Below are 10658 nucleotides of genomic sequence, written 5' to 3'. Positions count from 1 at the left end.
TCACATAATCTCAGGGGAAATCGTCAAATCCCCGTCAGGAGGTCCCGCGTGATGCCCGAGATCCTGCAGCAAACGACGACCGAAACCCCGGTTATGCTCACGCCTGAACTGGTGGAGACAATGCTCTCCGAGCGCCAGGCCGTACAGGTGATGAAATTCCGCACGACGTGCACGGACTGCGTGCCGAACTACTGATGATCGGAATACCCGGGACGTCCGTCGCGAGAAACCCGTCCGGCCTTGCCGGATGACGCGGACCTGACGGGCGGACACGCCGGCGTCCCGGGGGTCGGCGTCACACCCCACCCCCGGGATTCGTTGCGCGCGGTGCCGGACCGGATCCTGGCGGCGCTGGACCGGGCCGAGCGCGGCGTCGTCGTCCTCGCGGTGGACGGCCTGTCGTGGCGGGCGGCCCGCGCGGCCTGGCCCGCGGCCGATCTCGCCCGCCTCACCTCGACGTTCCCCAGCACCTCGGCGACCGCCTGGATGACCTCGATCACCGGCCTTCCCGTCGCCGGGCACCTGGCGATCGGAGCCGCCTGCCGCTCACCCGCCGACGGCTCCCTGGTGAACGTGATCACCGGTGAGACCCTCGCGCGAGCCGTACCGGACTGGGCGGACGGCGGTCCGCCGGGCGGTGATCTCATCGTGGCGCGGACGACCGTGTTCGAGCGCGCGGCCGCGCTTCCCGGGACCGTCGCCGTCGCCGTGGGGCGCGAGATCGACACGCTCACGAGCCCCTGGTCGGCGGCCCTGCTCCGGGGAGCCGCCCGGTTCCCGGCGTTCCGGGACGCCGGCGGCGTCCCGGCGGCGCGGCGGCGAGAACTCACGGCCCAGGCGCTCGATCCGGAGAGCCTGGTGGCGGCCGTGGCCCGCGACGCCGAGGCCGCGTTCGCGGAGCACGCCGCGGACGGCCGGCGGCTGCTGCTGTGGATCTACGTCAACCTGGACGACCACTTCCACCGGCACGGCTACGACCCCCTCGCCATGCGCGCCGTCGCCGGGCTGGAGCGTCACGCGCTGTCCTGGGCCGCGCGGGGCTGGCACGTGATCGCGCACTCCGACCACGGACAGGTGCCCGTCATCCCCGATCCGGCCCTGGAGGCCGCGTGGGCCGAGGTGGACGCCCCGGAGCTGTGCGCGCTGCCGGGCGGGGGCGCGGGACGGGTGCGCTGGCTCCACCCGCGCCCGGGACGGGCCGGTGAGGCGGCGGAACGGCTCGCCGCCGCGCTCGGCGAGCACGCGCTCGTGCTGGCCGCCGGGGAGCTGCCCGGCCTGGGCCTGCTGGAGCTGACCCCGGCCGTCCGGGAGCGGCTCGGGGAGGTGGTGGCCGTCGCGGCCTCGCCCCGCTTCCCCCTCCCGGTGCGCGGCCCGCGTTTCGAGCACGGGGCGCTGACCGAGGATGAGATGCTCGTGCCATTGGCCCTCTGGCCACCGGCCTGAGCCGTGCTCCCGGCTCGGCGATCCGGCGGCGTGAGGGGTCGGGCGTGAGGGGTCAGGCGTTCCGGTCGGCGGGCCGCCAGCGGTAGCGGGCGTCGGGGAGGTTCTCCTCGTTGCCGCCGCCGTCGCCCAGCTCCACCAGCGTGAAGCCGTGCCGCTCGTAGAAGCGGCGGGCGCCGGTGTTCTCCTGGAACACGTGCAGGTCGAGCCCGTCCGGCCGCCGTTCCTTGGCCAGCGCGAGCAGCGCGGCGCCGATGCCCCGGCCCTGGGCCTCCGGCGCGACGTACAGGTGGTCCAGCCACCCGTCGCCGAGCGCGGCGAAGGCCGCGACGTCGCCGTCTGGCCCGTCCACCCAGACCTCGTTGCCCGGGACCATGACGTGGGCGATCCAGTGCCGGGTCTCCTCGTCGGTGTGCAGGTCCGGCAGGTAGGTCATCCCGGCGCGGGCGGCCAGGAAGACCTCGGCGATCCGCTCGGCGTCCTCGGGCAGGGCCCGGCGCGGGCCCACGGTCTGTCGCATCCGCACACGGTGGCACACCCGCGCGGCGGCGGGCCACCGGATATCCCCGGTGGCCCGCCCCGCCGGAAGGGTCCGGCGGAGCGGGAGGCGGCGAGACCCGCACCGCGGAGACGGCGAGATCCCGCACCACGGAGGCGGACGCCGCGCCTTCACGAAGGGCGGGGCCGCGGCGATCTCTCGGTCAGGCCGGTGGCGACGATGTCGATCAGCAGGTCGAGGACCTTCGGGTACAGGTCGGGGCCGGCCAGCCGGTCCCTGTGCATGGGCACCAGGAGGACGGCCTGCAGGACACCGGTGATCACGGCGGGGTCGGCGTCGACGAGGTCCTCGCCGTGCCGGGCGAGGAAGGCGGCCAGCGCGGTGACCGGGTTCTCCGGCGCGGACACCACCCGGTCGGGGTCCAGCCTCCTGGTCACGGCCTCCATCTCCTCGGGGTGGGTCATCAGCCTGCCGTACAGCGGGTTGGTGGTCAGTTCCTCGATGGTGGCGTGCAGGAAGCGGCGCAGTCCCGCGCGGGCGTCGGGCCCGCCCAGCAGCGCCTGGTCGATGACGCGTCGCTTGACCTCGGCCATCTGGGTGAGCATCAGCTCCAGGTAGAGCGCCTCCTTGGAGTCGAAGAAGACGTAGAAGGTGCTCTTGGCGATGCCGGTGCCGGCGACCAGGTCCTCCAGCGAGGTCTTGCGCAGGCCCTGCGTGGTGAACAGGCGCCGGCCGTTGGCCACGAGAAGCCCGGTGATACGGGCTCGCTCCTCGGCGGAGAAGGCTGGAGGCATGAGCGGGTCCCTTCCATATGAACATTCCGATCGTATGTTTTCAGAAGGGCAGGGCCTCATCCCCGCAGCTGGAACCCGCGCTCGACCATCCGCCGGACCGGCCCCCACGACGACAGTCGCAGCGGGAGCTGGGTGAGCTCCAGCGCGACCCGGTTGCGCGGTGCGTAGACGCCCTTGACCCGGCGGCCGAGCCTCTGCTTCTTCTCCGCCTCCGGCCGCAGCCGCGCCTCCCATTCCGCGAGCGCGGCCGCGACGTCGCCGGGGTGGCGTTCCAGGGCGGCGCCGAGCAGGTCGGCGCCGCCGACGGCGAGGGAGGAGCCGTAGCCGGCGAACAGCGTGACGCACCAGGCGGCGTCGCCGAGCAGCACGACCCGGCCGTGGCTCCACCGGTCCACCACCATCTGGCTGATGGTGTCGAAGTAGACCGAATCGGCGCTCCTGAGGCCCTCCAGCGCCCGCGGGACCAGCCAGCCCATGTCGCCGTAGACCTCGTGCAGCTCCTCCGGCGACCTCCGCGGACGGCCGAGGTCGCTGCGGTAGCCGAAGAAGGCGGCCGTACGGCCGTCGCCGATGCTCATCATCGCGAACGTGCGGCCGCCCGCGCTGATGGTGCCCGTGGTGCCGAAGCGGATCGCGGCCGATTCCCCGACCGCCTCGTACAGCACCGCCTCGATGTCGCCGCGCAGGATGTTGAAGGACCCGGCGCCCATGGTGGCGGTGATGACCTGGCCGCTGAGCGTGAAGCGGGGCTCTCCGTCCGGTCTGCGGTAGACCAGCTCCCGGGTGGCGAAGGCCCGCCGCCGCAGAGCGGGCAGGCCACCGTGGTGACCCATCGGGATCCGGCGAGCGCGATCGCCGGTCGGCGACGCGCCGCGTCGCCGGCCGGTCCGGCGGTCAGGCGTACCAGTCGCCGGCGATCTCGTCGATCGTCTTGCGGCCCCGGGGGACGAACGCGCCGACGGTGAGGACCTGCGTGACCCCCTGCGGGTTGTTGAGCAGGCTGAAGAGGTAGAACGACCCGCCGCCCCGGGTGACGAAGCCGTAGGCGGGGGTGAAGGACCGATAGGCCGCGTAGAGGCCCTTGTAGACCTGGGGGAAGGCGCGGCGGCTGTAGTTGTCCTTGGCCAGCCGGTAGCCGGTGGTGCCCGCCGGGCTCGTGTGCTTGGGGGAGTTCCAGAAGGTCTGGTACTCCAGGGCGAGGAGCGTGCCGACCGTGCGCGGCGCGGCGGTGACGTAGCCGCCGGAGTCCCGGCGCGGCTCGGGGACCCGCTCGCCGTAGTGCAGCGGGCTCTTCCCGGCCAGGACGAAGGACGGCGTGCCGGCCTCCCGCCAGAAGGACAGGATGTGCGGGCGGTCCTCCCCGCGGTAGGTCGCCTGGAGCATGAACCACTCCCCGCCGGGCGGCTGCTCCCGGGGCACGTAGTACGTCTGGCGGCCGGTCAGCCGGATCGGCTTGCGGACCCGCTTCTTGTCCTCCTCCAGGTGCGCCCGGTCGATGACCGCCTCGTGCAGGGCGGCCTCGCCGAGGAGGCGGCTCATCGCGTCCGGGTCGTCCGCCCATCGGCGTTTCTTGATCATCTTGTTGTACGCGGCCACCCAGGACGCCGCGGCCTGCTTCGCCGCGGCGGGGGTGAGCCGGGGCGCCCCGGACGACGGCTCCGGCGTCGGCGCCGGGGTGGTGGCGGGGGCGGGCGTCGTGCCCGCCCGGGCGGGGAGGCCGCGGCGGGCGTGTCGGCCGGGCGGGCGGAGAAGGGCGGCACGAGGCCGCAACCGGTCAGGATCACCGCCAGGACGGCGACGGACAGCGCCTCACGCGCCTTGCGCACCACGGTATTGGTTCCTCCCGTTTCGTCCCGGCAGACGGCGGTGTACGACCGTACCGGACATTTCGGCGGACCATGGTCGCGGGTACGGCCGGCCCGCGCGTTCGCCGGCACGGTCCGTCCGCGCCGTCCCGGGCGCGGCCCGTTCGCGCGTTCGCGGGCACGGCCGCCCCGCCGCGGCAGGTGACGCGGTCGGTACCTCCCGGACACCCGCGGATCAGTCCAGAATGCTCGGATGGGATATCTCAGCCTGCTCCGCGTCCCGTACGTCGTCCGGCTGCTGCTGGGCAGCCTCGTCGGCCGCCTGCCCAGCGCGATGGCCGCCGTGGCCATCCCCCTGGCACTGCGGGAGAACGGCGCCGGCTACGCCTTCGTCGGCGTCGCGGCCGGGGCGTTCGCCGTCGCGGCGGCCGTGGGCGGACCCGTCCTGGGACGCATGGTGGACCGGGTCGGCCAGACGCGGGTGCTCCTCCCGGCGGCGCTCGCCGCGGCCGCCGGGTTCGCGGCCGTCGCCGTCGCGCCCGGGAACCCGTACGCGGTGCTGACCGGGGCGGTCCTCGCGGGCGCGGCGACGCCGCCGCTCGAACCCTGCCTGCGGGTGCTGTGGCCGAACCTCGTCGGCCCTGAGCTGCTGGGATCGGCCTACGCCCTCGACGCCGCCGCCCAGGAGCTGATCTTCATCGGCGGGCCGCTGGTGGTGGCCGGCGCCGTGGCGCTGGCCTCGCCGGTCGCCGCGCTGTGGGCCGGGGCGGCCCTGGGCGTCGCCGGCGTGCTGTTCGTCGTGACCGCCCCGCCCTCCCGCGACTGGCGGGCCCCCTTCCGCTCGACCGACTGGCTCGGGCCGCTGCGCAGCCGGGCCCTGCTCCTCCTGCTGGCCGGGCTCACCGGCGCGGGCGTCGCCATCGGCGCGCTCAACGTCCTGGTGGTCTCCTACGCCGAGGAGCACCGCGTCTTCGGCGGCGCCCCCGCGCTCCTGGCGCTGAACGCGCTCGGGGCCATGATCGGCGCCCTGCTGTACGGGACGATGCGCCCGGCGGCGCGTCCCGCGCGGCGGGTGCCGCCGCTGGCCGCCGGGCTGGCCGGCGGCTACGCCCTGCTCTGCCTGCTGCCCGTCCCGCCCCTCATGGCCTGCCTGATGATCGTCACCGGGTTGTTCCTGGCGCCCCTGCTGACGGTCACGTTCGCCCTGATCGGGGAGCTCGCCCCGCGCGGGACGGTGACCGAGGCGTTCGCCTGGCTGGTCACGCTGATCACCAGCGGGACGGCGCTGGGATCGGCCGCCGCCGGGTTCGTGCTGGAGCACGCGAGCGCCCCCTGGGCCGCCGCGTGCGGCGCGGCGGGCGCCGCCGCGGGCGCCCTCCTCCTGTTCGCCGGACGGCGCCGGCTGGCGACGGGCCGTGACGACGCGACGGCCGGGGACGTCCCGGAGACCGAAGGCGCCCCGGCGGCCGGGGACGTCCCGGAGAACCGGAACGCCTGATCCCGCGGGTCCTCACACCGCCGGCACCGGCTGGTCCCAGTCGATGCCGTGGCGGTGCACCGGGCCGAACATCTGCTCGGCGGTGGGGAAGAACCGCTGGGCGGGCGCCTGCGCGCCGGCGGCCTTGCGCGCGTTGGTCCGCACGGCCGCCGCGGCGATCGACTCCACCCGGGGACGGCGCAGGGCCTCGTAGGCGGCGAAGGCGGCCTCCGGATCGGGCAGGTCGCGCAGGCAGCGGGCCAGCTCGACCGCGCTCTCGGCGGCCTGGGACGCGCCCTGCCCCGAACTGGAGGAGGGCGCGTGGACCGAGTCGCCCACCAGCACCATCCGGCCGCGGTACCAGTGCGGTACCGGGGGCATCATCAGCATGCCGCCGGTGCACAGGAGGTCGGCGGCGCCGGTGTGCGCGAGCAGGGCCTCGCCAGGCCGGTGGCCCTCGAACAGCTCCCTCAGCTGCGCCAGCCACCCGGCCGCCGGGAGCTCCTTGACCTGGGCGGCGGTCAGCGGCTCGGCGGAGGGGAGCGAGGTGAACCAGCAGACCCGGCCGTCGGGGACGGCCCAGTAGCCGAGGAAGGCCCGGCCGCCGAACGAGAAGGTCATGTGGCCGGGCTCGGGGTGCACCCCGCTGTCCGCGACGAAGCCGCCGAAACCCAGCAGGCCGGTGTACTCCGGGCCCGGCGCGGCGGGGTCGATCAGGGTGCGGACCGTGGAGTGGACGCCGTCCGCGCCGATCAGGATGTCGGCGGTGGCCTCGGTGCCGTCGGCGAAACACGCGGTGACCCCCGCCGGGCCCTCCCGGACCTCGACGAGCCGCTTGCCGTGCTCGATCGTCACGCCCTGGGCCACGGCGTGGTCGTGCAGGGCGCGGTAGAGGGCGGACCTGGACAGGGTCTGGCTGTCCGGCAGGCCGGGCAGGCCGGGGGTGGAGGTGAGGACGGTGCCCTCGGCGTCGGCCATGACGGTGCCGGGCACCGGCTGGCCGACGGCGCACACGGCCTTGTCGGCGCCGACGACGGCCAGGGCCCGCATGCCGTTGGGGGCGACCGTGAGCGTGGCCCCGACGCCGTCGGCGGCCGTGGGGTGCGCCTCGAAGACGGTGGACTCGATACCTGCTTTCTGCAGGGCCAGGGCCGTCACGGGCCCGGCGATGCCGCCGCCGATGATCAGTGCCGTTCGCGCTGCGGACATGTCATCTCCTGGGGGTGAGGTGCCGACGCCTGGATAGTTGCATTGCAACTAGTGCTTAGTCAACTAGTTTCTTTGTAAGTATGATTCGGTTCATGGACGCTCCCTACCGCGGCTCCCCGCTGGCCCTCACCGTTCTGGCCCTGCTGCACCACAAGCCGCTGCACCCGTACGGCATGCAGCGGCTGATCAAACAGTGGGGCAAGGACCAGGTCGTCAACGTCGGCCAGCGCACCGGCCTCTACCGGGCCATCGACCGGCTGCATGCCGCCGGACTGATCGCCGTCCGGGAGACCGGGCGCGACCAGCAGTACCCGGAGCGGACCGTCTACGAGGTCACCGACGCCGGGCGCCGGGTCGCGAAACAGTGGCTGTGCGACATGCTCGCCGTGCCCAAGCAGGAGTTCCCGCAGTTCCCCGCGGCCCTGTCGCACCTGCTCATGCTCACGCCGCAGGAGGCGCTGGACGCGCTCGGCCGGCGCGCGGACGCGCTCGCCGCGACGCTGGAGGGGTACGAGGCCGCCCTGGAACGGGAGGCGGACCTGCCACGGATCACCATGCTGGAGACCGAGTACCTCCGGGCGGTCACCGCCGCCGAGGCGGCGTGGCTGCGCACGGTGCTCGACGACCTGCGCGAGGGACGGCTGCCGTGGTCGCTGGAGATCCTGGCCGCCGTCGCGGGGGACCGCTCCTCCTGACCGCCGCGGTCAGTCCTCGTCGTGTTCGACCGCGGAGCGGACCGTGGCGACGGGCGTTCCCGAGCGGCACGTCAGGCTGACCGTGGTCTTGCGGTCGTCCGACTCGAAGACCACCGAGGCGGTGTGGGCCGGACCGCGCTCGACGTCGTCGACGCCGTACCCGGGGGCGGGCGTCCAGGACAGTAGCAGGGCCTGCCCGGCGTCGCAGGCGGCGGTCACCGACCCCTCGGCGTAGGAGAAACCGAGGGCCTGCGAGCCGGGACCGGCCGAGGCCGGCGGCCCGACGCTCGGCACGGCGGAAGCGGTGGCCAGGGCCCGCTCGACCTCCTTCAGGGTCATGGGGCGGGCGGCGGGACCGGTGATGTCGGTGCCGATCAGGGACACAGCCCAGACGACGGCGATCGTGGTCAGGACGGCGGCGGCCAGCCAGCCCCCCACCCCCAGCAACGCGCGGCGGCCCATCACGTCCCTCCCGTCGGCGGCCGGGGACGGGCGGCGCGTCCGCCGCCGGCCGGCGCGCCCGGCCTTCCGCGGGCGTGCCCGCCGTCCGTCCCCGGGTCTCCTCTCCCGGTGTCTTTCCTGTCCGACGGGGAACCTTCCACTCTCGTCGGGACCGTTAACCAGCCAGGAGAGGTCGGTACGTCACCGTGGCCCGGTTGCTGCTCGTCGAGGACGACGCCCAGGTTCGATCCGCGCTGAGCCGAGCGCTGACCGACCGGGGCCACGCCGTGACCTCGGCCGTCGCGGGCATGCCCGGACTCACCCTGGCGGTGGAGGACCGGCCCGACCTGGTCGTGCTCGACCTGGGCCTGCCCGATCTCGACGGCTGCGAGGTGCTGCGCATGCTCCGGGCCGTCAGCGCCGTCCCGGTCATCGTGGCGACCGCGCGCGACGCCGAACCGGAGATCGTCCGGGCACTGGACGCCGGAGCCGACGACTACGTCGTCAAACCGTTCAGCGCGGCCCAGCTGGACGCGCGCATCCGGGCCGTGCTGCGCCGCGGCCGGGACGCGGGCGCGGGCGCCGAGGCGGCGCCGGTGCGGGTCGGCGGGCTGCTCATCGAACCGGCCGGCCGGGAGGCGTTCCTCGACGGAGTGAGACTCGACCTGACGCCCAAGGAGTTCGACCTGCTGCACTACCTCGCGCTCCGCCCCGGCCAGGTCGTCCCCAAACGGGAGCTGCTGGCCGAGGTGTGGCGGATGGCGTACGGCGGCGCGGACAAGACCGTCGACGTCCACCTGTCGTGGCTGCGCCGCAAGCTCGGCGAGAGCGCCCAGCGGCCCCGCTACCTGCAGACCGTTCACGGCGTGGGCGTGAAGATCGTCGATCCGGGGACGTGAGGAGACCCCGATGAGGCGACGCCTTGCCCTGCTCGCGGTGGCGACCACCTCGCTGGTCCTGATCGCCTTCCTCGTGCCGCTCGCCGTACTGGTCAGGACGCTGGCGGCCGAGCGGGCCACGGCCGCCGCCACCACGTGGGCCCAGTCGGTCGCCACCGCCGCGGCGCTGGACGACCCGGAGGTCCTGGAGGCCACCGTACGGCAGGCGAGCGGCGCCGGCGGGGTGCCGATCACCGTCTTCCTGCCCGGCCACGGTTTCCTCGGCGCGCCGGCGCCGCGCGGACCCGGCGTCGAGCTGGCCTCGCGCGGCCGGAGCATCACCGTCGACACGCCCGCGGGCCGGGAGGTGCTGGTGGCCGTCCAGGGTGGGGAGCGCGGCACCGTGGTCGTCCGCGCGTTCGTGGACGCCGAACGGCTGCACCGGGGGGTCGGGTGGGCCTGGCTGGTGCTCGGCCTGACCGGGCTGGCGCTGCTCCTCGTCGGCATCGCCGTCGCCGACCGGCTCGCCCGCTCCCTGATCCGGCCCGTCGGGCAGGTCGCGGAGGTCTCCCGGCGGCTGGCCCGCGGTGACCTGCGGGCCCGGGTGGAACCGGCGGGCCCGCCGGAGATCCGCGAGGTCGGCAGCGCCCTCAACCACCTGGCCGCCCGCATCCGCGAGCTGCTCGCCCACGAACGCGAGGCGGTCGCCGACCTCTCCCACCGGCTGCGCACCCCCGTCACCGCGCTCCGGCTGGAGGCCGACGGCATGCGCGACCGGGACGAGGCGGAACGGGTGGGACGGGTCGTCGACAGCGTCGAGCGCATGGTCGACCAGATCATCCGCGAGGCGCGCCGGTTCGACCGGGACGGCGTGCCGGGCTGCGACGCCACCCGGGTCGTCGGCGAGCGGGTCGCCTTCTGGTCGGCGCTCGCCGAGGACCAGGACCGGCCACTGCGGCTGGACCTCGCGAACGACCCGATCACCGTGGGGGTGAGCGAGCACGACCTCGCGGCCTGCGTGGACCTGTTGCTGGAGAACGTGTTCGCCCACACCCCCGACGGCACCCCGTTCGCCGTCGGGCTGACACCCCGGCGGCCCGGGGGCGGAGCCCGGCTGGTGATCACCGATGAGGGACCCGGCTTCGCCCATCCGGACCCGACCGGCCGGGGCGTGAGCGGCGGCGCGTCCACCGGTCTCGGTCTCGACATCGCGCGCCGCACCGCCGAGGAGTCGGGCGGCGGCCTGCTGGCCCGCACACGCCCCTCGGGAGGAGCCGAGGTCGTCGTCGAACTCGGCCCCGGCCCGGCCCGCTGAGAACGGCCCGGCCCCGGCGCACCGGGATTCGCCCTGCTCACGGCGGGTATGAAACGGACTCTCACCGGTCGGCGGGGTAGCGTCCCGCCTGCCGGGAGACGTTCG

12 protein-coding genes are annotated in these 10658 nt (G+C 74.7%); 6 read left to right on the top strand and 6 right to left on the bottom strand.

Annotated elements, in window-relative coordinates; genetic code table 11:
* Nucleotides 1–48 precede the first annotated feature (48 nt).
* Nucleotides 49–195: a hypothetical protein gene (locus ACQP10_RS30115; RefSeq protein WP_189247281.1), complete on the top strand. Its 147-nt coding sequence runs from the start codon at nt 49–51 to the stop codon at nt 193–195.
* A gap of 132 nt (nt 196–327) precedes the next feature.
* Nucleotides 328–1443 carry an alkaline phosphatase family protein gene (locus tag ACQP10_RS30110; protein ID WP_433540135.1) on the top strand — a complete coding sequence of 372 codons (1116 nt, stop codon included), beginning with the start codon at nt 328–330 and terminating at the stop codon, nt 1441–1443.
* Between the two features lie 52 nt (nt 1444–1495).
* Here ACQP10_RS30110 and ACQP10_RS30105 read toward each other — a convergent pair whose 3' ends face one another.
* The 4 genes from ACQP10_RS30105 to ACQP10_RS30090 all read right to left on the bottom strand — a co-directional run bounded on the left by ACQP10_RS30105 (nt 1496) and on the right by ACQP10_RS30090 (nt 4503).
* Entirely contained in the window at nt 1496–1960 is a 465-nt protein-coding gene (locus tag ACQP10_RS30105; RefSeq protein ID WP_346019438.1) for a GNAT family N-acetyltransferase, read from the bottom strand.
* A 149-nt stretch (nt 1961–2109) separates the two neighbouring features.
* Nucleotides 2110–2733, bottom strand: a complete 624-nt coding sequence (locus tag ACQP10_RS30100) for a TetR/AcrR family transcriptional regulator (protein WP_386148579.1) — start codon at nt 2731–2733, stop codon at nt 2110–2112.
* A 56-nt stretch (nt 2734–2789) separates the two neighbouring features.
* On the bottom strand, nt 2790–3566 hold the full coding sequence (locus tag ACQP10_RS30095; RefSeq protein WP_399500121.1) for an FAD-dependent monooxygenase: 777 nt from the start codon (nt 3564–3566) through the stop codon (nt 2790–2792).
* Nucleotides 3567–3627: 61 nt separating this feature from the next.
* Nucleotides 3628–4503, bottom strand: coding sequence for a hypothetical protein (locus tag ACQP10_RS30090; RefSeq protein WP_433540134.1), 876 nt, complete (start codon nt 4501–4503; stop codon nt 3628–3630).
* Nucleotides 4504–4791: 288 nt separating this feature from the next.
* Between ACQP10_RS30090 and ACQP10_RS30085 the strand changes: the two genes are divergently transcribed.
* Nucleotides 4792–6036, top strand: coding sequence for an MFS transporter (locus tag ACQP10_RS30085; RefSeq protein WP_346019441.1), 1245 nt, complete (start codon nt 4792–4794; stop codon nt 6034–6036).
* Between the two features lie 12 nt (nt 6037–6048).
* Here ACQP10_RS30085 and ACQP10_RS30080 read toward each other — a convergent pair whose 3' ends face one another.
* Entirely contained in the window at nt 6049–7224 is a 1176-nt protein-coding gene (locus ACQP10_RS30080; RefSeq protein ID WP_346019442.1) for an FAD-dependent monooxygenase, read from the bottom strand.
* Nucleotides 7225–7316: 92 nt separating this feature from the next.
* Between ACQP10_RS30080 and ACQP10_RS30075 the strand changes: the two genes are divergently transcribed.
* Entirely contained in the window at nt 7317–7919 is a 603-nt protein-coding gene (locus tag ACQP10_RS30075) for a PadR family transcriptional regulator (protein WP_346019443.1), read from the top strand.
* A 9-nt stretch (nt 7920–7928) separates the two neighbouring features.
* Here the strand turns inward: ACQP10_RS30075 and ACQP10_RS30070 are convergent, their stop codons facing one another.
* Nucleotides 7929–8381 (bottom strand): hypothetical protein, encoded by a 453-nt coding sequence (locus tag ACQP10_RS30070; RefSeq protein ID WP_346019444.1) that lies wholly within the window; start codon nt 8379–8381, stop codon nt 7929–7931.
* A 185-nt stretch (nt 8382–8566) separates the two neighbouring features.
* Between ACQP10_RS30070 and ACQP10_RS30065 the strand changes: the two genes are divergently transcribed.
* Nucleotides 8567–9259, top strand: a complete 693-nt coding sequence (locus tag ACQP10_RS30065; protein WP_179824319.1) for a response regulator transcription factor — start codon at nt 8567–8569, stop codon at nt 9257–9259.
* 10 nt (nt 9260–9269) lie between these two features.
* On the top strand, nt 9270–10553 hold the full coding sequence (locus ACQP10_RS30060; RefSeq protein WP_346019445.1) for a HAMP domain-containing sensor histidine kinase: 1284 nt from the start codon (nt 9270–9272) through the stop codon (nt 10551–10553).
* Nucleotides 10554–10658: the final 105 nt, after the last annotated feature.

Source organism: Streptosporangium sandarakinum (assembly GCF_050942225.1).
GTDB lineage: Bacteria > Actinomycetota > Actinomycetes > Streptosporangiales > Streptosporangiaceae > Streptosporangium > Streptosporangium nondiastaticum.
This window is presented reverse-complemented; position numbering and strand designations above follow the sequence as displayed.

What these genes read in the sequence shown, in the direction of transcription:
- ACQP10_RS30080 (WP_346019442.1), bottom strand. Translation starts at nt 7,224, where the DNA reads ATGTCCGCAGCGCGAACGGCACTGATCATCGGCGGCGGCATCGCCGGG.
- ACQP10_RS30085 (WP_346019441.1), top strand. Translation starts at nt 4,792, where the DNA reads ATGGGATATCTCAGCCTGCTCCGCGTCCCGTACGTCGTCCGGCTGCTG.
- ACQP10_RS30075 (WP_346019443.1), top strand. Translation starts at nt 7,317, where the DNA reads ATGGACGCTCCCTACCGCGGCTCCCCGCTGGCCCTCACCGTTCTGGCC.
- ACQP10_RS30060 (WP_346019445.1), top strand. Translation starts at nt 9,270, where the DNA reads ATGAGGCGACGCCTTGCCCTGCTCGCGGTGGCGACCACCTCGCTGGTC.
- ACQP10_RS30095 (WP_399500121.1), bottom strand. Translation starts at nt 3,566, where the DNA reads ATGGGTCACCACGGTGGCCTGCCCGCTCTGCGGCGGCGGGCCTTCGCC.
- ACQP10_RS30070 (WP_346019444.1), bottom strand. Translation starts at nt 8,381, where the DNA reads ATGGGCCGCCGCGCGTTGCTGGGGGTGGGGGGCTGGCTGGCCGCCGCC.
- ACQP10_RS30105 (WP_346019438.1), bottom strand. Translation starts at nt 1,960, where the DNA reads ATGCGACAGACCGTGGGCCCGCGCCGGGCCCTGCCCGAGGACGCCGAG.
- ACQP10_RS30100 (WP_386148579.1), bottom strand. Translation starts at nt 2,733, where the DNA reads ATGCCTCCAGCCTTCTCCGCCGAGGAGCGAGCCCGTATCACCGGGCTT.